The following is a 22,096-nucleotide window of genomic DNA, read 5'->3' as shown; positions in this document are numbered from 1 at the left end:
ACAAGTTAGCTCGCATCGGTCGTTGCACTGTTTCGAAGATATATGAAAGTAAAAAATTCCAATCGCTGGGCACCGCGGGGAATCCGACCCTGGCTTTACACCGCGTTCGCCGTCATCGCCGCGGGCACCGTCCGGATAATGCTTCATCCGCTCCTCGGGCCCATCATGCCAGGTACCGCCTTTCTGCTCGCCGCGGCGCTCGTCCAGTACTTCTTCGGAATGACGCGCGCGATCGTCGCGATGGTTCTGGGGCTCTTCATCGCCGATTACCTGTTCGTGCCGCCATACGGAGCGATCGCCACGCTCGATCAATCCGATCTCGCGCTCGTCATTTCATACCCGCTGATCACGCTGGTCGTGATCTGTTTGATCGAGCGGCTGCGTCGCGCGCAGTTCCGCGCGGAATTCATCGCGAGCGTCGCTCAATCGCGTTATGAAATGCTGCTGAGGCTCGACAACGAGCGGGCGCTGGCGAGCCGCGCTGCTGATGAAACGCATCGGCTGCTGCGGCATCTGCCGCACTATCACGACGACATCGTTCTGATCAAGGCATTCGAGCGGCGCGCGAGCGCCGTCGGTGCAGCGGGCTCTGCCCCAAGCGAGCCCGGCATCGCCGAAGGGACGCGATTCGGCAGCCTGCACCCCGAAGATCTCGTGCGGCTCTCAGCGACCACCCATCCTGGCAGCCAGCGCGTGAGGATCGGCACTGGGGGCGTCTATCGGGCGATTGTCTGTATCGCCGAGCGCTTCACGACCCATGCAGGCGACTTCCTCGTGTTCCGTTTGGAAGATCCGGCATGAATCCGGTTAAAAGCATCGTTTATGAAGCAGGCCAGCACGCGGTGTTATTGCTGCATGGGCTGTCGAGTTCGCCGCTCGAAATGCGCTTTCTCGCGCGGGCACTGTATCGGGAAGGCTATACGGTCATCGCGCCGACCTTCGACGGCTACAGTGCGGGAACGACTGAGCAGCGGATGGAAGCATGGCTCGCCGCGGCCGTGAGCGAATTCGATGCGCTCAAGGCGAAATATCACACTGTGTCGATCTGCGGACTGTCGATCGGGGCAACGCTCGCGATTGCGCTCGCCGCCGAGCGGCCGGCGGCTGCGGCGTTGATCCTGCTCTCCGTGACGCTCGAATACGACGGCTGGGCGATCCCCTGGTATCGCTTCCTGCTGGGCTGGGCCTGGTACACACCGCTGCGCCACCGCTGGCGCTATCGCGAAGGCGAGCCATACGGGTTGAAGAACGAAGCATTACGCGCGAAGATCGCGCGCGCGATGCAGAAGGACGCCATCAGCGAAGTGGGGCCGTCGACGATTTCGCTGCCTGCGCTACACGAAGCGAGCCGCCTGTCGGCCAAAGTGCGTCGGCAGCTTCCGGCGATCAAGGCGGACACCCTGATCATCCACGCGATCGACGACGAAACAGCGAGCCCGCTCAATGCGCGTTTCGTCGATTCGCAAATCGGCGCGAGTTTTTTGCGGACTATCTATCTCGACGATTCGTATCACATGATCACCTCGGACAACGAGCGCGAGATCGTTGCGCGGGAGATCGTCATGTTCCTGCGCGAGAGCGACGCCACGCGCCACGCCGGCGACGGGACTGCTCCGGTCGTGTCGAAGGCGCTTGCGCGAAGACTCCGCCAGATTGCGGCAGTGGGCAACTGAGTGATCGCCTGTGAGCCGTACGGCTTGTCGAAGCTACCTATGTTTGTTTGAGAATTCGAATGACATGTTCTGTTGTTTTACGCCTGGCCCTGCCGGCGCTCTGCGCAGCCTGGCTGGGCACCGCGGCGGCCGAAGATCTTCCCGTGACCGCAACGGCCGGCGCGACGAGCCCCGATGTGTCGTCCGGTACGGGTAACGCGTCGAAATGGAAGATCTCGGTGGGCCCCGGTGTCATGATTTCGCCGAAGTATCCGGGTTCGAGCGCGTTCAGCGTGTTGCCGCTGCCTTCGCTCGATATCTCTTACGATGACAACCGGATCTTCTCGCAAGGTTTCGACGTGCTCGGCGTGAACTGGCTGAAGAGCGATACGTATCACGTCGGCACGTCGATCACGTTCGACTTCCAGTCGCGCAGCGAATCCGACGATCCTCGTCTGCATGGCTTGGGCAACGTCCATGCCGGTCCCAAACTCAAGCTGTTCGCCGATTACTCGTACTCGTTCCTGATGGGTTCGGTGGCGGCGCTTCAGGACATCGCCGGGACTGGTCAGGGTCTTCTGCTTAGCGCGGATCTTGCGGCGAATCTGCCGGTGACATCGCGCTGGTTGGTGTCGATCGGGCCGGGTGTCACGTGGGCGAATGCGGTCTATATGAAGACGATATTCGGCGTGTCCGCGCAGCAGAGTGCCGCGTCGGCTCTTCCTGCGTATCGGACCTCGTCCGGGGTTCGCGACGTGCACCTGACCGGCTATACAAGCTATGACTTCTCGCCGCACTGGACGGGATCGGTGTTGTGCACGGTGGGTAAATTGCAGGGATATGCGGGCGGCAGTCCGATCACGCAGCAGCGCACTGAAATTACCGCGTTTACCGCGTTGAACTACAAGTTTTGACGGGCACGCGGTGAGCAACGGGTCTCGCATTGGCCGCCCTGACTCCGCCGCCCCGTCGGCCGCCTATACGCCCTTCCCCTCCGGCAGAACGAAAAGCGGATTGATCTCCGCTTCCCGCAAACGGGAGCCCAACTGAATCAGCCGTTCGGACTACGCCACCGCGCTGCGCCGTCTGTTGCCGCGCGGACGAATCTGGACGCGCGAGCCGCACACTGACGGCGGCAGGACTCAGGCGGCCGCGCTCGATGCGCTGGCGGCTACGCCCGCAACGCTCGACCGCGACGCGCTTGCGACTACACCGTGAGCGGTATCGAAGGTCATACAGGAAAGCTGAAGGTTCCGGCGAACTCGCCAGCTAGTGATGACGCTCCATATGCATTTCAAAGTACCGTTGAGGTTTTTCCCCCCTCGGGCCGCCGTTCGGTCGGCCTATCCTCCGCTTCATTCCCGCCAACTCCCGTTCTGCTTCTATCTTCCGATTTGATAAATGTCGTCTTTGCTGTTTTTAGGCCAAAGAAAAGGAGTTCTTTAGGAAAAGTCCTAAAGACGTGTGCGACGAAATCGCGCTAGCTTCCATCCGACCTCAGACCAATAAGAACTGAGGGTAACCGGTGGCGTTGCGTTGCAGTGCGGTCGGAATGCCCCGTACGCGATGCGCGCCATTCACCAATGGGAGACCATATGGCTGTGAGGATGCGGCCCGCAGCGGACATCATTGCGGACATGAAAAAGAAGTTCAACGAAGCGTTCGAGGGGGCGAACGGACAGGAGTGCATTCGTTGCCGCGTGACATTCAAGATATTCAAGAGCTTCCCGGATGTCCCTTACGCACAAACGATGAACCAGCAGACTGGCGAAATGATTCCGACCAGTTCTATCAAGGCATTGCCAAGCGGTTACGACATGCGGCAGGCGATCGGAGAGACGTTGGGTTGCAAGTGCATTCCTCGCTCACCGGGTCGTTACTACGAGCGGTACGTCGTCAAGGATGACGAAGGCAATCCCGTCGCGAACGTTCCATATCGCATTCTTGCGCGAGGCAAACCGATTCAGTCCGGAGTAACAGATTCAGAAGGCATGACGGAGCGCATCGCGACCCCGCAATCAAAGTATGTAACGCTCGAATTGGAGAATGAGGTATGAATAGCAATGAGTATGGCTTCAGAGTTCCGACGGAAGTAGAAGATGACGATTGGATTGTTGTTCATCCGGGAACATGGACAAATACGAACCCCAATTCGTTGGTGGAAGTGGTGATCAATACGACGCCGATCTGCCCGAACATGAGCAATAAGGAGTTCAGAAAGGAAGTCATGAGGGCACGTGATATCGGCGTCAGCTTGATCAAACAACGTATCAAGGCCGTGGCACTCTGGGAAGAAAAGGAGCAGGAACGCGCGCAAGCTTTTTTCGCCCGCTCAGACGTGGAAATGCGAACGTATCTCGGCACGAGACTGCCGCGATTGATGAAGGCGATGCAGCAACTGGTACCCGAAAATATAATTCGATGGGACAGTCGAACAGGTAAACCGATGTCATGTAGCCTCAAACCACACAAACCGGATTCCCAAGCCTCAGTGTGCAAGCCCGATTCGGAAAAGCGGATTATCGCTATCCATTCAGCTTACTGCGAGAAACCGTTCGGCAGGCTGTCGGTAGGTTGCAAGGTGAAGACGATTATCCACGAATGCACCCACTTCACCGACACTTTCAATTCCGATGATCACGTTTATGTGGACTCGGAAGCCGGGGCACGGTTCTGGGCTAGCAATAATCCCGAACGAGCGTTTGAGAACGCGGACAGCATAACGGGATATATCGCAACTTTCGATATCGAAAAGAAATGAAAGCCACAAGACTCAATCTACGGTGTCGCGCTCTGGCCGTCGCTCTCGCCTTGTGCGTGTGGAGTTGCGAATCGGCTTACGCCGAGCACTCGCAGGAAGTGGCTCCAAAGCCGGCGGGAACCTGCCGATTCCTTAAAAGCGTTGAATTGGAGTTGCCATTTAACACTACCGAGCTTTCGAAAGAACAGCGCCAGACAATTGCAGCGGCTTTTGAAGGTACAAAGGCGTGGCCAAAGGTCGATATTCAGGCATTTGTCACTGCTGGGGCTTATACAGGCGAACGCGATCTGGAAAATCTGAAACAGCGTCGCGGCGAGCTGGTAAAAGCGTATTTGACGGAACTGGGCATGAAAAGCGAGGCGATATACGTCTGGCCTAAAACCATGACGGATTTTTTTGTGGTGAAGCGTCCCGACGGCGAACCCGCTGTTCAAGCGATCTACATCGAATTGACTCCGATCTGCGCGGGCAGTTGTCAATGGATGTGCGATGATCCACGGCCGAAATAGCATCAAGAGTGGTGAGAGTAGCCGGATATGTAGCCACTTTTGATACAGACGAAATAGAAAAAATATGATTACAAGTTCCGCACCCTTGCCGGCGTGTTTAGCTTATGCGTGAGTCTTTGCGGACCAGCTTTCTCAGGGCAAGTAGTCGACGGCATGAAGGCGGAGCGGCAAACCTCCACCGGATGTCGCTTTGTTGAGCACGTGGATCTACAGTTGCCATTCAACACGACAGCGCTCTCGAAGGATGACCGGCAGGCAATCGAAAAAGCTGTGAGAAAAGCACAGGAATGGCAGAGACTTCCATATGTGGAGCTTCAGATTATCGTAGTCTCCGGCGCATATATCGGCGAGCGTGATCTGGATATCTTGCAGGATCGGCGTGGTGAGGTGGTTAAGAGACTTCTGGTGAAGCTTGGAGTCCGGAGTTCGGAGTTCGGAGATATATGTTGAACCTAAAACACTGACCGATGTGCATGCGAAAAAATTGCCTGACGGCAGGATTCTCGTCAACCAGATAGAAATTGAAATAAGTCCACTTTGTAAAGATGGCTGCGAGCGCATGTGCGACCATCCACGGCTGGCTCCGCAGGCGGAGTAGCATGAGCAGGGTTGCGCTTCGCGCATAGCGCTGACTGGCAACCGGACCGTGGGCGCGAATCACGCGCGATACTTCGCCTCCGACTGCCGCAGAGTCTCCTCGGCGCGTTCGCGCTCCTGCTTGTCCTGATGGCCGGCGATGATGACGGCGGCCGTCTGCGTCACGATGTCGGCAAACGCCAGGTCGTCCGGTGTCGCCTCGCGTGGCGCGCGAAAGTACATCGCCAGGGTTCCGACCGCCTGATGCTCGCGCGTCTTGATCGGAAACGACCAGCAACCGCGGTAGTCGTGCGCGAGCGCGATGTGCGTCCACGCCGCCCAGCGGGGCTCCTCCAGCACATCACGGGTCAGGACGGGCTGGCCGGTCGGCACCGCGAGCCCGCACGCGAGCGAGTCTTCGCCGATCACGAAGCCGTCGACCATATCGAGGTATGCGTCGGGCATGTTGCCCGCGCTGCGCACCGGGTGCAGGTACTTGCCCTCGCGATCGGCGATGTAGAACGCCGTTCGCGCCTGGCCAGCGGTTTCGGCCACAACCATCTCGGCGACCACGTTTAGCGACTTTTCAAGTGGCGCTCCGCGAGCGGCCAGTTGCAGCGCCTCGTTCTGCCGGCGCGTGCGTACCTCGCTCGCGCGCAAGGCCGCGGCACTGCGGCGCCGTTGCGAGATGTCGCTGAAGACGACGGCCACCCTGCGCTGCGCCGGCTCGCCGATGCGGAACGCGTGGACCTCGTACCAGCGATCGCCCAACGCCTTCGCGCTGGCCTCGAAACGCTGGGCCTGGCCGGTCAGCGCGACCTGGCCGTAGCGATCGAACCAGTACTGCTCGTGATCGGGGGCAATCTCGCGCATCCGGCGCCCTTTCGCGTCGACGATCCCCGTGTGTCGTTCGAAAGTAGGGTTGACGTCGATGAACCGGTAGTCGACTGGCTTTTCTGCTTCGAAAATCATCTCGAAAATGCAGAAGCCTTCGTCAATGCGCTCGAACAGTTGCCGGTACTTCTCTTCGCTCTCGCGCAGCGCGCGCTCGGCGCGCTTTCGTTCGGTGATGTCGGCGAAGATGACGGCGACCCGGTTCTGTGCGGTGTCGACCGAGAATATGTTGAGATCGAAGGTGCGCCCGAGCGTGCCTTCCGATTCTTCGACTCTCAACGGTTGGCCGGAGTCGATGGCCTGCCCGTAAAGCTCTGCCCAGCGGGGATTGGGCGTGCCCAACAGCTGCGTCGCTGTCTTGCCCACCGGGAAAGGCATGCCCGTCTGCCTGACAAAAGCCGGGTTCGCCTGAATGAAAAGAAAGTCGGCCCAATCGCCTCGTGCATCGCGCATCACTTCGACGACAGTGCAGGCCTCATCCATCGATTCGATCAGCCGGCGGTACTTTGCCTCGCTGTCACGCAACGCGGCGTCTGCCCGTGCGCGCTCCAGTGCCGCCTGCAGCCGGGCGATCAGTTCGCGCGGAGAGAACGGCTTGGCGATGTAATCGTCGGCGCCCGCCCGGAGCCCCTCTATCCCGGCTTCCTCGCCTGCCCGCGCGGTCAGCAGGACGACCGGCACATGCGCGAGCCGTGGGTCCTCGCGGATCTGCTGGAGCAGCTCGAAGCCGTCCAGCGCCGGCATCATCACGTCGGTCAGCACCAGGTCCGGCACCTGCTCGCGCGCGAGCGCCAGCGCCTGGGCGCCGTTGGCTGCCAAAGTCACACCCCAACGGCCGGCAAGCAGGCGGCGCAGGTAGGCGCGCAGATCGGCGTTGTCGTCGACGATCAGCAGATGTCCGCCGGCGAGCCGCGATGCTTCGGGTACAGGTGGATCGAGCAGATCTTCCACCACGTCCGACAGGGGTGCATCCGGCTGTGCCAGCCAGCGCGCCGCTTCGGTGGCGAGGTCCGTCGCCAGCAGCGGCTGCGACGGCTGCCCATCGCCGTCGACGACCTCGGTGCGCAGCGGCTGTGCATTGAGCGGCAACCACACAGTAAAGGTGCTTCCCTCGCCTTCGATGCTGCGCACCGTCAGCTGGCCACCCATGCGATGGACCAGGTCGTGCACCAGCGCGAGCCCGATGCCCGCGCCCTCCGAGGTACGCGCCTGTGAGCCGCGCACCCGGTGGAAGCGCTTGAAGATGTTCTGCATCTCGCCGGTCGGGATACCGATACCGGTATCGCTCACCTCGAGTTCCGCATGCAGCCGCAGCGCCTTGACCCGCACGGTGATCGACCCTTTGAAGGTGAATTTGAGGGCGTTCGCCAGCAGGTTGGAGACGATCTGCTCCCACATCCCGCTGTTGACCGGCACCGCGGGAAGAGTGGGCGCGATGTCGACATGCAGCGCGAGGCCTGCCGCCTCGATCGCGCTGCGGAACGCGCTGGCGATGTCGACGGTCAGTAGCCCGAGATCCGTCTGCACGACAAGCGCCTTGCGTCCGCGCACGTCGATTTGCGAGAAGTCCAGCAGGCTGTTCACCATCCGCAAAAGTCGCCGCGCGCTGCGCACGGCGGCATCGAGGTCCGCCTCGACGTGACGCGGTAGCGCGCCGCGCTCCCGGCTCAGCGCCTCAAGCGGTGCCAGCAGCAGCGTCAGCGGAGTTCGGAACTCGTGGCTGACGTTCGCGAAAAACTCGTTCCTGGCACGGTCCAGTGTCGCAAGCCGGTCCGAACGTTCGCGCTCCAGCTCCTTCGCACGGGCGTTGCCAAGGCCGGCCGCGATCTGCTGTACCAGTGTCTCAACGAAGCGGGCATGAGCCCCGTCGTAGGGCCGATGCCGCGCGTGGCCCAGCACCAGAATGCCGTGCGATGGGTCGGTCGGCTACGCGCGCAGAGGCGCCAGCATGACCTGCGACGCCCGCGGGCAGCCGGACTCGTCGGTGAGCGCTTCGGCCAGCTCCGACAGGCGGCCGTCGGTCAGGTCGACCAGCGTCGGGACGGCCGAAGCCGCTCCGGGTTCGCCGACAACCCGCGCCAACGGCCAGCCGGCAGCATGGGTGGACGCAACGTGGATGAGGTGCGGTGCCGCGACCGACCCCGCAACCAGGTTCGCGGAAGCCGCGAGCGTTGCCTGCAGACCGCGCGGATCGAGCAGATAGATGAGGCCGAACGGAACATTAGCCCGGTCGGTTTCCAACGCGCTGACCGCGGCGAGGCAGGCTTCGTGGCGCGTCGCAGCTTCCGCCTGGCGTACCGCGAGCTCGTGCAGCAGGCGCATGCGGCGCTGCGCGATTACGTCGAACGTAGTCTCCCAGAGCATGCACCGTATCCCCGCCACACGCCCGGCGGCGTCACGCAGCGGGGCGAGCGACAGGTTGGCAAAAACCTCCTCAGTGGCGCCGCCGCGCCGCACCAGCATCGCCAGATCAAGCTTGCCCGCGGGCCGCCCCTGGTTCAGCACCTGCTCGACCAACGGGTCGATTCGCTCCCATTCGCTGTCCCAGTTCAGTCTGGCCTCCCGGCCGAGCGCAGCCGGATGGCGCGCACCGAGAAAGGTGTTCCACGCCTCGTTGTAAACCTCGACCTGCTGACGACCCCACCAGAGCGCAACGGCATGCGGCGAATCGACCCCTTCGCGCACGAGGGCCCGGAACGGCTCCGGCCACCCCAGTGCGGGCCCCAGCGGCGTCGCATGCCAATCACGCTCGCGAGCGGCGAGCGCAACGTCGCCCTGTTCGCCGAAGGCCGCGACGATCGCACGAAGTTCGGCCCGGGTGCGGGCGTGCGGCGCGCCCTGCGCGAGTTCCGCCAGCACATCGCCGAGATCGGCCAGCGGCACGACGAGGTCGGTTGCGCCGATCCGGATCGCCGCCGCGGGCATGTCGGCGCGTTCGCAGGAGTCGGGCGACTGAGCGAGGACGCGACCGCCAGCCGCGCGTAACTCGTTAGCGCCCGCGCTGCCGTCGTTGCCCATGCCGCTCAGAATAACGGCGATCGCGCGCGGGCCGAAGCTGCGCGCGGCGGACACGAGGAGTCGGTCGATCGGCTTGCCCATCGCGCCTTCCGGGTTGTCGGCGACAACGACAGTGCCGTCCGGCAGCAGGTCGACGAACGACCGGGGCGGGCACGTCCACAGAGTGCCGGGGCCAATCAGTTTGCCGTTGTGAAGCCGTTCGATGCGCAGTTTCAGGTGCTGCAGCACGCTTTCGGGCGCGGCGCCGGGCGGCAGGTGCAGCATGGCCACGATGGGCAGCACGAAGTCCGGGCCGAGACCCGCGGCGAGTTTGAGCAACGCGGCAAGGCCGCCGGCGGAAGCACCGACCACCACGACGTCGTAACTCCCTTCGCTTGCGCAGCTTTCGTAGGGATGCATCGACGCATTCATAGCGGCCTCGCTTGCACTGCGACGATGGGCCGTCTGCAACCCGCCATCGTCTGTCCGCAGGGGATTCACCCATCATACGGCGGTCCGCGAAAGGGTGGAAACGGCTTACATCCCGGCTTGCTTCAGGCTAGAGCGCCGGGCCTTCGGGTGGCTCTTCGCGAATCGCCACCGCGATCGAACTCCCGACGATCGCCATGATTCCCAGGACTGAAATCAAGCCTGGCGTTTCGCCCCATACGAAGAATCCGAACAGCGTTGCCCAGATGATGCTCGTGTAGGTGTACGGAGCAAGCTTCGCAGCATCTTCGCGCCGTACTGCTACTGTAAAAAGCAGCTGGCCGGCTGTGGCGAATAGAGCCAGGAGTGCCATGATGAGCAGGTCGTCAAGCGTCGGCGTCCTCCACGCAAACGCCAGAGAAACACCGGTAACCGCAGTGCCGAAAACCGTGAAGAAAAGCACAGTGATGCTCGAGTCGTCGCCGACCTTGAGCTTGCGGATCTGAATCATCGAAAGCGCGCCACACAATGCGCTCATCAGAAGCAAAGATGGACCAATGAGATTCGCGAGGCTACCTTGCGGCCGGACGACCAGAAGCACTCCGAGAAAGCCTACGCACGCGGCGACCGCATTGCGTGCCAACAGGCGCTCGCCGATGAGCATCGGGGCGAGGACAACGACGAAGATCGCCTCCGAATAGACAATCGCCACGGCCTCACTTAACGGCAGATACGGCAAGCCCGCAAAAAATAGAGCGGAAGCTCCGAGAAGCGTGATCGCGCGCGTTGTCTGTCCGCGCAAGTCGATATTCCTGACACGGGCGGTTAACCGCCCGCCCCTAACGCTGACCAGTACGGCAGGCACGATGCCGAACAGCATCCGAAAAAACGTGACTTCGTTCGCTGGATAATTGAGCGCCACTGCTTTGCCCAGTGCATCGACGACAGCGAAACAGAACATCGATATCAGTATTAGCGCGATCGTTTGATATTGGGCGGTGCGGTCGGAGACTAGAAGGTTGGGGCGCATATACGCTTCCGGCTGTCGTAGGGCCTCGTTGCAGAGTCGCCAGATTGTCAGTGATTCGCCAGCGACTGTCCAACGGCGGTTCGTGGGCCGCCAGGGACCGCGCCGACAATAAGAACGCTTCCCACTACGAGAACCGACGCTGTCACGGAAATCTCACCTATGCCTTTTGCGTCGCACTATCGCGACCGGATTCCCACTCAAGCCGGTCAAACCAGTGTTGGAATTGACTTGCCGTTTGTACTATGTTTCCCTACAGTGCGGCGGAGACTGACGGGCCGGCTCTACCGCCGTGTGTCGTACCAGCAGTAATTCGGTAGCGCGGGCATTCGCGGCTGATTCGCGAATGCCCGCGCCTGTTATCTGTTCTTACGATGTATTTCACCTGAGACTTGCCGTCGGCCTCGCGGACAGTTGCTTTTGATGCGCGGCCGACATCACTGAAAGGAGCAGTCACGATGAAAATGCAACACAACGCCCCCCTGCTCGCGTCGACCCTGCTCGTCGCGGCATTTGCACTTGGTCAGGCAAGTGGTGCGATTGCGCAGACCGCCTCCCAACCGGCCCCGAACGAGATCCATAGGACCGGCATGCCCCCCACGCAGCAGCAGGGCGACGTATCGTACGTGACGGGTGGCGTGGGTCGCGACGAGTCGGCGGCGCTGCGGCAGGCACGCAGGCAGTGGCCGCTGTCGCTGCAGTTCACCGGGCCCGGCTCGAGCTATGTGGCCGACGTCCAGGTGCGGATTGCCAAAGGCGGCACGACCGTGCTCGATACCACTTCGAAGGGGCCATACCTGCTCGCGCGGGTGCCCCCCGGGCGTTATACGGTCACCGCGACTTACGGCAGCGTGACCAGGAAGGAGACGGTCAACGTCCATGGCAACGGCAGCGGACGCGCGGTCTTCTCGTTCCCGTCCAGCCATTGAGCCTGGTCGCGGCGGCGCTGAAGCTCACGCGCCGCCGCGGCCGGCCCGTTAATGCGGCACGAACCGTCCCCCCTGCCACTGCGCCCCCCGCGCGAACTCCACGAACGAGCGCAGATAATCGATTGAAGCATCCCCCTCGCGCGTGCCCAGAAAGATCTGCTTCGCAATCCCCTCCTTCCCAAGCTTCACACTCGCGACCGGCATCCGCTCCGAGTACTCGTCGGCCAGCCAGCGCGGCAGCGCCGCCACCCCGCGATTACTCGCGACCATCTGCAACATGATGTCGGTGGTCTCGATCGTCTTATGCCGCCGCGGCGCCACGCCCGCAGGCCGCAGAAAATAGTTGTAGATATCGAGCCGATCCGTCTCGACCGGATACGTGATCAGCGTCTCGCCCACCAACTGCTCCGGCTTCACATACCGGACCTTCGCAAGCGGATGCCCGTCCGCGACCACCAGCACCTGCTCGTAGTCGAACACCGGCTCGAACCGCAACCCCGGACGATTCAATGGATCGGGCGTCACCAGCACATCGACGTCATAACCAAACAACGCGCCAATCCCGCCGAACTGAAAGCGCTGCTTCACGTCGACATCCACATCGGGCCAGCGCGCGAGATACGGCGACACCACCTTCAACAGCCACTGATAACACGGATGGCACTCCATCCCGATCCGCAACGTGCCGCGCTCGCCCTGCGCATATTGCTTCATGCGCTCCTCGGCCTGCTCGAACTGCGGCAGCAACCGCTCGGCCAGCGCCAGCAGATACTGCCCCGCCTGCGTGAGCCGCAAGCTTCTCCCCTCGCGATCCCAGATCGGCGTACCCAGTTGCTGTTCGATCTTCCTGACCGTATGACTGAGCGCGGATTGCGTCAGGAAGAGAGTGCCGGCGGCCGCGGTGAGCGAACCCTGCCGAGCAACTTCGCGAACGATGACGAGGTGAATGCGTTCAAGCATGGCGCGGGACTCGCATGGCAAAAATGGTAGATGAATAAAACTAATGGATGAATGAAATAATGCCATTTTATTTCATCGGTCGATAGCTCTATCATCGCTGCCACTTCGTCAGTTTTGACGCATTTCTCTACCGGATGGCAACGCACATGGTTACCACACACAATCTCGGCTTCCCGCGCATCGGCGCTCAACGCGAACTGAAGTTCGGCCTCGAACGCTACTGGAAAGGCGAGTCGTCGCGCGATGAACTGAAGGAGCTCGGCGCGCAATTGCGCGCGCGTCACTGGAGCGATCAGCGGGGGCTCGACCTCGTGCCGGTCGGCGACTTCGCGTTCTACGACCAGGTGCTCGACATGAGCTTCACGCTCGGCAATCTGCCGGAACGCGTGCGCGGCTTTCATGGCGACAAGCTCGACAACTATTTCCGCGTCGCGCGCGGCCGCTCGGCGCAGGGCGAGGAACAGCACGCCGGATGCTGCGGCGGGGTCGCCGCCGGAGAAATGACGAAGTGGTTCGATACCAACTACCACTACATCGTCCCCGAATTCACCGCCGGCACCCAGTTCAACCTCGATACGTCGAACTTCCTCGAACAGCTGCGCGAAGCCCGCGAACAACGGGTAAAAGCGAAGCCGGTCATCCTCGGCCCGCTCAGCTACCTATGGCTCGGCAAGGCCAAGGACGGCTCCGACAAACTCGCGCTGCTGCCGCGCATCATGCCGGTGTACCGCGCGCTGCTCGACTACTTCAGGGTGATGGATGTCGAGTGGGTGCAGATCGACGAGCCGGTGCTGGCAACCGAACTCGAACCGGCGTGGCGCGACGCGTTCACAACCGCGTACGCCGGCTTCGAAGAGCGCGGCGTCAAGCTGCTGCTGACCACCTATTTCGGTCAACTGAAGGAGAATCTCGACCTCGCGTGCGCTTTGCCGGTCGACGGTCTGCACATCGACGCGATCAACGCCCGCGACGAACTCGCGCTCGCCGTGCAAAAGCTGCCCGCGCACAGCGTGCTGTCGGTCGGCGCGATCAACGGCCGCAATATCTGGAAGACCGATCTGAACGCGACGCTCGAATGGCTCGCGCCGCTCGCGCAGCAACTCGGCGAGCGTCTGTGGATCGCGCCATCGTGCTCGTTGCTGCACGTACCCGTCGATCTCGCAAGCGAAGCCAGGCTCGATCCGGAAATTCGCTCGTGGCTCGCATTCGCGCTGCAAAAACTCGATGAGCTTCGTATCCTCGCCGCCGCGCTGAATGGTCAACGCGACGCGGTCGCGGCGGAGCTGGCCGCCAACGCCGCCGCGATCGCCGCGCGCCGCCAGTCGCCGCGCGTGCACAACCCGGCGGTCAAGGCCGCGCTCGCGCGCATCGACGCGCAGCTCGGCAAGCGTCAGAACGGCTATGCAGCGCGTGCGGAGAAACAGGCCGCGCTGCTCAAGCTGCCCGCGTTCCCGACCACGACAATCGGCTCGTTCCCGCAAACCGCCGAAATCCGCCGCGCGCGCAGCCAGTACAAAAGCGGCGCACTCGAGCACACCGGCTACCAGGCCGCGATGCGCGCCGAGATCGAGCGCAGCGTGCGCGAGCAGGAACAGCTCGGCCTCGACGTACTCGTGCACGGCGAAGCGGAGCGCAACGACATGGTCGAGTACTTTGGCGAGCAACTCGACGGCTATGCGTTCAGCCAGTTCGGCTGGGTCCAGTCATACGGCTCGCGCTGCGTAAAACCGCCGATCCTGTTCGGCGACATCAGCCGCCCGAACGCGATGACGGTCGAGTGGATCGGCTACGCGCAATCGCTTACCGACAAGCCGATGAAGGGCATGCTCACCGGCCCGGTGACGATTCTGAACTGGTCGTTCGTACGCGACGACCAGCCGCGCTCGGTGTCGTGCTATCAACTGGCGCTGGCGATCCGCGCGGAGGTGCTGGACCTCGAAAAGGCCGGCGTGCGCGTCATCCAGATCGACGAAGCGGCGCTGCGCGAAGGTCTGCCGCTGCGTCGCGCGCAGTGGGGCGACTATCTGCGCTGGGCGGTCGAGTCGTTCCGGATCGCCGCGAACGGCGTCGGCGATGCCACGCAGATTCACACCCATATGTGCTATTCGGAGTTCAACGACATCATCGCGTCGATCGCCGATATGGATGCCGACGTGATCACGATCGAGACTTCGCGCTCGGATATGGAGCTGCTCGACGCGTTTGACCACTTCAACTATCCGAACGAAATCGGCCCGGGCGTGTATGACATCCACTCGCCTAACATCCCGACCGAGCAGCACATCGTGCAACTGATGCGCAAAGCCGCCGAGCGGATTCCGGCGGAACGTTTGTGGGTGAACCCGGACTGCGGTCTGAAGACGCGTCAGTGGGCGGAAGTGCTGCCGGCGCTCAGCAACATGGTTGCGGCCGCGAAGACGCTGCGCGCTCAGGCGCAGTAAGTTATCGAGGAGCGGGGGCCGCCCCGCTCCTTACGCACCCCTGATCATCCGCAACACCGCCTGAAAAAGCGCACTTTCCGGCTCGGCCAGTTCATTGACCAGATTGAAGTGATTCGAGTGCGTATTCGGCACCAGCGTCACCGGCAAGCCGCGCCGGCTGACGTCTTCATGAAACTGCAGCGTCTGGTTCCTGAACCCCGTCGTCTCCAAGCCGCCCACCGTCAACAGCAGCGGCGGCGCCATATTCGGCAGACACAAAGCGGGACTGAGCAACGCGGCCTGATCCGGGTACAGCCGCAGCCATTCGTTCACGCCGATCTCGCACAGAGGCCGAATATCGTAGAGGCCACTTAACCCAACCACGCCCTTGATCAGGTCCTGCGGCACGTTGAAGCGCCGCTGCCAGTCGTCCGCATACAGCATCCCGGCCAGATGAGCGCCGGCCGAACTGCCGCATATGTAGATCCGCTGCGTATCGATCCCATAAGCGCCGCCGTGCTGGTACAACCACGCAATCGCGCTGCGCACTTCACGCACCACTTCGGCGAGCGTCGCTTCCGGCAGCAGCGTGTATTCGATCATCGCGACCGCGACGCCCGCCGCGGTGAATGCGGCCGCCATCGAGCACGCGTCTTCCTTGCGTTGCGAGCGCCAGTAGCCGCCGTGAATAAAGACGAACAGCGGCGCGGGCCGCGCGGCCGCCACGCCCGGAAAAATATCGATCCGCTCGGCCTGCCCCATCCCATAGCGCAGGTCGAGAATGCCCGCGCAACGCTCGCGCGAGTCGCGGGCGAGCGACGCATAGATCGCCATCTCGGCATCGAAGTCGCTCACCGAGGCCCGCGCGTTGTACTGCACCGCGCGCTCGGCGAGATCGGCGAAAGTCAGATCGAACGGCATCGAGGAATCCTTGTCGGTGAATGCGGGCCTGCACTCGCAGTGCAACCGCAATCCGTACGCAAAAAAGCCGCGAGCCCGATAGCCCGCGGCAAACACACACCCAGAAAAGAGCCACCCGGGTTCAGATACTCAGATGCGCATGCAACGCGTCCGCTTCGGCGCTCAGCTGCGAAGACGTGCCTTGCCACACCACCGCGCCCTTCGACATCACGTAGTGGTAATCGGCAATCGCGAGCTGCGACGCGAGATTTTTATCGATGCACAGAATCGCAAGACCCGTCTTCTTCAACTCGGCGAGGCACTTCCAGATCTCCTCGCGAATCAGCGGCGCGAGACCTTCGGTGGCTTCGTCGAGAATCAGCAAACGCGGATTGGTCATCAGCGCGCGGCCGATCGCGAGCATCTGCTGTTCGCCGCCTGAGAGCGCCGAGCCGAGATTGCGCGCGCGTTCCTCGAGACGCGGAAACAGCTGATAAACCCGTTGCAGCGTCCACAAGCCGCCAGGCCGTTTGACCTCGCGCGCGGTCGCCACCAGGTTCTCGCGCACGGTCAGCGTCGGGAAGATATGCCGTCCTTCCGGCACCAGCCCGACACCCGCGCGCGCAATCCGGTACGACGGCGCGTTGTCGATCGACTCGCCCGCCATGCGGATCGAGCCGCGCCGCGTTTTGAGCAGACCGGCGATCGATTTGACCGTGGTCGACTTGCCCATCCCATTGCGGCCGAGCATCGTCACGAACTGGCCGTCATCGATATTCAGTTCGACGCCGAACAGCGCCTGGCTGCGGCCATAAAACGCTTCGAGCGAAGCGACTTCGAGCAGGCGGCTCATGCATGGCTCCCTGACAGATTCGACGGCGCTTGCTCATCGCCGAGATAGGCCGCGCGCACGGCCGGATTCGCGCGGATTTCGTCGGGCGTGCCGGTGGCGAGCGCCTTGCCGTACACCAGCACGGTGATCCGGTCGGCCAGCGCGAATACCGCGTCCATGTCGTGCTCGACCAGCAGCATCGCGTGCGTGCCCTTCAGCGCCCGCAATTGCGCGGTCATCTGCACCGTTTCGGCCTGACTCATGCCGGCCATCGGTTCGTCGAGCAGCAGCAGTTGCGGCCGGCTCGCCAACGCCATCGCGAGTTCGAGCTGACGGTGTTCGCCATGCGCCATCTCGGCGACGCAGACCTCGCCCTGCGCGGCGAGCCCGGTCTGGTCGAGCAGCGCGAGCGCTTCGTCGAGCACCTCGCCGCGCGCGCCGAGCCGGCTCCAGCAATTGAAGCGCGACGCGCGCTGCGCATTGACCGCGAGCAGCACGTTGTCGAGCGCCGTGTATTCGGGCAGCACCGAGGTGATCTGATACGAGCGCGCGAGCCCCAGCCGCGCGCGCCGCTCGACCGACAGTTGCGTGATGTCGTGGCCGGCGAAACGGATCGTGCCTTCGTCGGGCCGCAGTTCGCCGGCCAATTGGCCGATCAGCGTGCTCTTGCCGGCGCCGTTCGGGCCGATCACCGCGTGAATCTCGCCGGGCTCGACGCTGACGCTGAAATGATCGGTCGCGGTGAAGCCGCCGTAGCGCTTCACCAGTCCTTCTACGCTCAACAGACTCATTGCGCACCTCCGTGCGCGGCGCGCTTGCGTTCGCGCTCGCGACGCTCACGCCGCGCATCGACAGAGGCAACCAGACCGATCAGACCGCGCCGGCTCAGCAGCACCGCGATCACGATCAGCGGTCCCATCACCAGCATCCAGTGCTCAGTGACGCTCTTCAGTCCTTCTTCGAGCAGCACGATCGCGAGCGTGCCGACCAGCGGCCCGACGAACGTGCCCGCGCCGCCGATCACCACCATCACGATCAGATCGCCCGACATCGTCCACGACATATACGACGGCGCGACGAACTGCGTGAGGTTCGCGAACAGCATGCCGGCGACCCCGCACAGCATCGCCGCGCTGACGAACACCGCGAGCTTCATCCGCGTGGCCGGCACGCCGAGCGCGCGCATGCGGCGCTCGTTGATGCGAATGCCGCCGAGCGTCATGCCCGCCGCGCTTTTCAGAAAGCGCCGGCCGAACAGCATCAGCACGATCAGCAAGGCGGCGGCGACGTAGTACAGCGTGACCGGATCACCGAGCGACACGCCGCCGAAGCGGCTCGCGCCGGCCAGCGCGAAGCCGTCGTCGCCGCCGTACTCGCGCAGACTCACCGCGAAGAAATAGAACATCTGCGCGAACGCGAGCGTGATCATGATGAACGCGATGCCGCTGGTGCGCAGCGCGATCGCGCCGGTCAGCAGTGCAACCAGCGCGCACACCAGCAGCGTGGTCAATAGATGCACGCCGCCGCTGACGACGCCATGTTGCGCGAGCATCCCGGTCACGTAAGCGCCGAGACCGAAATACAGCGCGTGACCGAAGCTGACCATGCCGCCGACGCCGAGCATCAGATCGAGCGACAACACGGCGATCGCGAGAATCGCGATACGCGCGAACAACACCACCAGAAACGGCTGGCCGCTGAGCGCCGCATACGCGGGCAGCGCGAGCAGCAGCACGGCGAGCAGCCAGCCGAGCCGGTCGACGTAACTCGCGCGACGGCTCGCGGCATCCGCCGCGCGTGGCACGAGCGGCGCGGGGCGCGCGCCGGGTGCGGAAGCAGGAGTAGGCATCATGTCGGCTTCACGAATGTTTGACGGGGAAAAGACCCTGCGGACGCCACGCGAGCACGAGCGCCATCAGGATGTAGATCAGCATCGACGCGAGCGCGGGCCCTGCCGTATCGGCACTGCTGCGCTCGAGCACCTGGCGCAGCAACGCGGGCAGCAGCGTGCGCCCGAGCGTATCGATCACGCCGACCAGCAGCGCGCCGAGAAACGCGCCCCGAATCGAACCGATCCCGCCGATCACGATCACCACCATCGTCAGGATCAGCACCGGCTCGCCCATGCCCGGCTGCACCGACAGAATCGGCCCGGCCAGCAGTCCGGCGATCCCGGCGAGCGCCGCCGCGACGCCGAACAGCACCGCGTTGAGCAGCACCACGTTGACGCCGAGCGCGCCGACCATCTCGCGATGCGTGGCGCCCGCGCGGATCAGCATGCCGATGCGGGTGCGATGGATCACGAAGTAGCAGCCGCCGGCGACCGCGAGCCCGACCCCGACGATCAGCAGCCGGTACGCCGGATAGTGCAGACCAAACAGATCGACCGCGCCGGCCAGCGCCTCGGGCACTTCCATGTAGTACGGCGACGGACCCCAGATCGTGCGGGTCAGTTCGTTGAAGAACAGGATCAGGCCGAACGTCGCGAGCACCTGGTCTAGGTGATGGCGCTGATAGAGCCGCCGGAACACCACCGATTCGAGCAGCATCCCGAGCGCGACCAGCGCGACCACCACCGCGAGCGCGGCCAGCGCGAACGAGCCGCTCAGGTTATAGACCAGCGCGCCGACGAACGCGCCGACCATATACAGCGAACCGTGCGCGAGATTGACGAAATTCAGAATGCCGAAAACGAGCGTCAGCCCGGCCGCCATCAGAAACAGCAGCACGCCGAGCTGCAAGCCGTTCAGGCATTGCATGACGAGCAACGTGAGGTTCATCGCGTGGGTCCGCTCAGTTCATCCTGCATTGTTGTGCAATGGGGTTGCTCACCTTCGGCACGATCGGCCCCTTCGTCTCGAACGACGCGCCGTTCGCGCCGCGCACCACGTCGACGCGATAGAAGCCGGCGCGCGGGAACTGGTTCGCGTCGAAGCTGAACGGCCCGCGCACCGACTCGAACTTCGCGTTGGCCAGCGCCTGGCGCAGCGCCTTGCTGTCGGACACGTTGCCCTTGACCGTCGTGAGCGCGGTATCGAGCAGCGTGGCCGCGTCGTACGATTGCGCCGCGTACATCGACGGCGCGCGGCCGTATTTCTTCGTGAACGCCGCAACGAACTGCATGTTCTGCGGATTCTTCAGGTCCGGTGAGTACGGCGCGCTGGTGATCGCGCCGACCGCGAGTTCCTTCAGCGCGGGCAGCGTGGTGCCGTCGATCGTCGACACCGAGATCAGCGGAATCTTGCCGAGCAGCCCCGCCTGGCGGTATTGCTTGACGAAATTCACGCCCATCCCGCCCGGATAGAACACGTACACCGCATCCGGCTGCGCGGCCTGCAATTGCGCGAGTTCCGCCGAATAGTCGGGCTGGTTGACCTGGGTGTAGACCTCGTCGGCGATCGAGCCGCGATAGTCGCGCTTGAAGCCCGACACCGCATCGCGGCCGGCCTGGTAGTTCGGCGCCATCACGTACACGCGTTTGTAGCCGAGGTTGGTCGCCAGTTGACCGCCGGCCTCGTGCAACTCGTCGTTGTTCCACGAGGTCGAGAAGAACAGCGGCGAACAGCCGGCGCCGGCCAGTTGCGTCGGCCCCGCGTTCGAGCCGATCAGCACCACGCCGGCGCTCGTCACCGGCTTGTGGATTGCCATCATCACGTTCGAAAACGTCACGCCGGTGATGATCTTCACGCCGTCGCGGCTGATCAGTTGCTGCGCTTCCTGCAACGCGAGGTCGGGCTTGAGCTGGTCGTCCTGGCGCACGATCTGCACCGGCACACCGCCGAGCTTGCCGCCTTTCTGTTCGACCGCCAGCATCAGCGCGTCGTACTGATCCTGACCGAGCGCGCCGCCGGGCCCCGACAGCGTGCCGATGAAGCCGATCTTCAGCGGCGCGGCATTTTCCGCCTGAGCCGCCGCCGACGCGGACGCCGGCAGGCAGGCCAGCGCGGCCAGCGCGCCGAGCACGGCCAGCGCGGCGCGGCGGTGGCTGCGGGGGTGGCTGCGGGTGTGGTCAATGCAATTCGCTGCGCCAATACCAATTCGGCGCGACGAACGGCGAACGAACGTAACGGTCATGACAAGCCTCCTACCGGGTAACGAATGTGTGTGTTTTACGGCTGTTGCTGTTGGCGCATTCAGTCCGCTCATTGAGTCCGCTTATTGAGTCCTTTTTAAACGGCGCGCTCGAGGTCGATACCGAAGAACCGCGCGGCGTTGCCCGCGCAGATATTGCCGCGCTGCTGCTCGTCGAGCCACTCGCTGCTGGTGACGAGTGCGCCGATCTGCTGTTCGCCGAGCGGGAACGGATGGTCGGAGCCAAGCATCACGCGCTCGGCGCCCATCACGTCGACCAGCAGACGCAGCGCGCCGTGATCGAACACCGCGCTGTCCACATAGAAGCGATCGACATACTCCGACGGCGGACGGGGGCAATCCTTGCGCACGATGTCGCGGCACCGCCACGCGTTGTCGACGCGGCCCAGCAGGAATGCGAAGCTGCCGCCGCCGTGCGCGAACGCGAGCTTCAGCGAACGCGGAATGCGCTCGAACGCGCCCGACAGGATCAGCGACAGAATGCCGAGCTGGGTTTCCGCCGGCATCGCGACGAGCCAGGGCAGCATCCACTGCTTCATGCGGCCGTCGGTCATCATGTCCCACGGATGCACGAGCACCGCAATGTCTTCGAGCGCGCAATGGGTGAGAAAGCTCACCAGGTGTTCGTCGTCGAGGTCGCGCGGGCCCAGGTGATTGCCGATCTGCACGCCGACGTGGCCGGCCGCTTTCGCGCGGCTCGCCTCGCGGCACGCGAGTTCCACGTCTTGCAGCGGCACCTGCGCGAGTGCCTTCAGGCGGTTCGGCGCATACGTGCAGTGTTCGAGCGCGAGGTCGTTCATCTTCGCGGCCCAGTCCGCCGCGGCGCGCGCTTCGTAGCGGTAGCCGAACATGATCGGCGTCGCGCAGATGATCTGCGCGGCGACCCCGACCCGGTCCAGTTCCTCGATACGCGCGACCGGATTCCACAGCGCCTCGCGCACCGGCCGGAAGCTGCGCTCGCCGACCATGATGTTGCCGGTCTCACCGCCCGCGTCCACCTGCAGCCACGGCGCGCTGGCGGCATCCAGCCGGCTCGCGTCTTCCTGCCCGATGCGCGGGAAGAAGTGCGAGTGCATGTCGATTTTCTTCATGTTGTCGAACTCTGTAGGTTTGACCAC

At 63.3% G+C, this 22,096-nt stretch carries 20 protein-coding genes; 9 read left to right on the top strand and 11 right to left on the bottom strand.

Translation table 11 applies throughout. The annotated features are described in order from the left end of the window. Window positions 1-42 precede the first annotated feature (42 nt). The 7 genes from LJ656_RS24485 (at window position 43) to LJ656_RS24455 (ending at window position 5,372) form a co-directional block, all read left to right on the top strand. Window positions 43-801, top strand: coding sequence for a DUF4118 domain-containing protein (locus tag LJ656_RS24485; RefSeq protein ID WP_230512101.1), 759 nt, complete (start codon window positions 43-45; stop codon window positions 799-801). Next, entirely contained in the window at window positions 798-1,673 is an 876-nt protein-coding gene (locus LJ656_RS24480) for an alpha/beta hydrolase (RefSeq protein WP_230512100.1), read from the top strand. The genes LJ656_RS24485 and LJ656_RS24480 overlap by 4 nt, the downstream gene beginning before the upstream one ends. A gap of 143 nt (window positions 1,674-1,816) precedes the next feature. After that, window positions 1,817-2,566: a MipA/OmpV family protein gene (locus LJ656_RS24475; protein ID WP_230512099.1), complete on the top strand. Its 750-nt coding sequence runs from the start codon at window positions 1,817-1,819 to the stop codon at window positions 2,564-2,566. Window positions 2,567-3,289: 723 nt separating this feature from the next. Continuing rightward, on the top strand, window positions 3,290-3,709 hold the full coding sequence (locus LJ656_RS24470; RefSeq protein WP_230512098.1) for a hypothetical protein: 420 nt from the start codon (window positions 3,290-3,292) through the stop codon (window positions 3,707-3,709). Continuing rightward, entirely contained in the window at window positions 3,706-4,413 is a 708-nt protein-coding gene (locus LJ656_RS24465; protein WP_230512097.1) for a M35 family metalloendopeptidase, read from the top strand. The genes LJ656_RS24470 and LJ656_RS24465 overlap by 4 nt, the downstream gene beginning before the upstream one ends. Then, window positions 4,410-4,922, top strand: coding sequence for an OmpA family protein (locus LJ656_RS24460; RefSeq protein WP_230512096.1), 513 nt, complete (start codon window positions 4,410-4,412; stop codon window positions 4,920-4,922). The genes LJ656_RS24465 and LJ656_RS24460 overlap by 4 nt, the downstream gene beginning before the upstream one ends. Window positions 4,923-5,135: 213 nt before the next feature. Further along, on the top strand, window positions 5,136-5,372 hold the full coding sequence (locus LJ656_RS24455; RefSeq protein WP_230512095.1) for a hypothetical protein: 237 nt from the start codon (window positions 5,136-5,138) through the stop codon (window positions 5,370-5,372). 207 nt (window positions 5,373-5,579) lie between these two features. Here LJ656_RS24455 and LJ656_RS24450 read toward each other — a convergent pair whose 3' ends face one another. The 3 genes from LJ656_RS24450 to LJ656_RS24440 all read right to left on the bottom strand — a co-directional run bounded on the left by LJ656_RS24450 (window position 5,580) and on the right by LJ656_RS24440 (window position 10,848). Next, window positions 5,580-8,291, bottom strand: coding sequence for a response regulator (locus LJ656_RS24450; RefSeq protein WP_230512094.1), 2,712 nt, complete (start codon window positions 8,289-8,291; stop codon window positions 5,580-5,582). Window positions 8,292-8,318: 27 nt separating this feature from the next. Further along, the gene (locus LJ656_RS24445; RefSeq protein ID WP_230512093.1) at window positions 8,319-9,821 is read right to left on the bottom strand and encodes a chemotaxis protein CheB; all 1,503 of its coding nucleotides are present in this window, start codon (window positions 9,819-9,821) and stop codon (window positions 8,319-8,321) included. 127 nt (window positions 9,822-9,948) lie between these two features. Beyond that, window positions 9,949-10,848, bottom strand: coding sequence for a DMT family transporter (locus LJ656_RS24440; protein ID WP_230512092.1), 900 nt, complete (start codon window positions 10,846-10,848; stop codon window positions 9,949-9,951). A gap of 455 nt (window positions 10,849-11,303) precedes the next feature. Here LJ656_RS24440 and LJ656_RS24435 point away from each other — a divergent pair, with 455 nt between their 5' ends. Continuing rightward, window positions 11,304-11,774 (top strand): carboxypeptidase regulatory-like domain-containing protein, encoded by a 471-nt coding sequence (locus tag LJ656_RS24435; protein ID WP_230512091.1) that lies wholly within the window; start codon window positions 11,304-11,306, stop codon window positions 11,772-11,774. Window positions 11,775-11,822: 48 nt separating this feature from the next. Here LJ656_RS24435 and LJ656_RS24430 read toward each other — a convergent pair whose 3' ends face one another. Further along, the gene (locus LJ656_RS24430) at window positions 11,823-12,734 is read right to left on the bottom strand and encodes a LysR family transcriptional regulator (RefSeq protein WP_230512090.1); all 912 of its coding nucleotides are present in this window, start codon (window positions 12,732-12,734) and stop codon (window positions 11,823-11,825) included. 146 nt (window positions 12,735-12,880) lie between these two features. On the opposite strand from LJ656_RS24430, the gene metE reads away from it, so the two are divergent. Continuing rightward, complete coding sequence (gene metE, locus LJ656_RS24425) at window positions 12,881-15,175, top strand: 5-methyltetrahydropteroyltriglutamate--homocysteine S-methyltransferase (protein ID WP_230512089.1); 2,295 nt, start codon at window positions 12,881-12,883, stop codon at window positions 15,173-15,175. Window positions 15,176-15,205: 30 nt separating this feature from the next. Here the strand turns inward: metE and LJ656_RS24420 are convergent, their stop codons facing one another. The 7 genes from LJ656_RS24420 to LJ656_RS24390 all read right to left on the bottom strand — a co-directional run bounded on the left by LJ656_RS24420 (window position 15,206) and on the right by LJ656_RS24390 (window position 22,069). Continuing rightward, window positions 15,206-16,075 carry an alpha/beta hydrolase gene (locus LJ656_RS24420; protein WP_230512088.1) on the bottom strand — a complete coding sequence of 290 codons (870 nt, stop codon included), beginning with the start codon at window positions 16,073-16,075 and terminating at the stop codon, window positions 15,206-15,208. Between the two features lie 121 nt (window positions 16,076-16,196). Then, on the bottom strand, window positions 16,197-16,907 hold the full coding sequence (locus LJ656_RS24415; protein WP_230512087.1) for an ABC transporter ATP-binding protein: 711 nt from the start codon (window positions 16,905-16,907) through the stop codon (window positions 16,197-16,199). Beyond that, on the bottom strand, window positions 16,904-17,677 hold the full coding sequence (locus LJ656_RS24410) for an ABC transporter ATP-binding protein (RefSeq protein ID WP_230512086.1): 774 nt from the start codon (window positions 17,675-17,677) through the stop codon (window positions 16,904-16,906). Before LJ656_RS24410 ends, LJ656_RS24415 begins: the two co-directional genes overlap by 4 nt. Further along, window positions 17,674-18,738, bottom strand: a complete 1,065-nt coding sequence (locus LJ656_RS24405; RefSeq protein ID WP_230512085.1) for a branched-chain amino acid ABC transporter permease — start codon at window positions 18,736-18,738, stop codon at window positions 17,674-17,676. The genes LJ656_RS24410 and LJ656_RS24405 overlap by 4 nt, the downstream gene beginning before the upstream one ends. 7 nt (window positions 18,739-18,745) lie before the next feature. Then, window positions 18,746-19,666, bottom strand: a complete 921-nt coding sequence (locus LJ656_RS24400; RefSeq protein ID WP_230512084.1) for a branched-chain amino acid ABC transporter permease — start codon at window positions 19,664-19,666, stop codon at window positions 18,746-18,748. Window positions 19,667-19,679: 13 nt separating this feature from the next. After that, the gene (locus LJ656_RS24395; RefSeq protein ID WP_230512083.1) at window positions 19,680-20,960 is read right to left on the bottom strand and encodes an ABC transporter substrate-binding protein; all 1,281 of its coding nucleotides are present in this window, start codon (window positions 20,958-20,960) and stop codon (window positions 19,680-19,682) included. 95 nt (window positions 20,961-21,055) lie between these two features. Further along, the gene (locus LJ656_RS24390) at window positions 21,056-22,069 is read right to left on the bottom strand and encodes an amidohydrolase family protein (protein WP_230512082.1); all 1,014 of its coding nucleotides are present in this window, start codon (window positions 22,067-22,069) and stop codon (window positions 21,056-21,058) included. Window positions 22,070-22,096: the final 27 nt, after the last annotated feature.

This window comes from Paraburkholderia sejongensis, assembly GCF_020880815.1.
GTDB classification, from domain to species: Bacteria; Pseudomonadota; Gammaproteobacteria; order Burkholderiales; family Burkholderiaceae; genus Paraburkholderia; species Paraburkholderia sejongensis.
The sequence above is the reverse complement of the archived record's forward strand: the minus strand, read 5'-3'. Positions and strand labels throughout refer to the sequence as shown.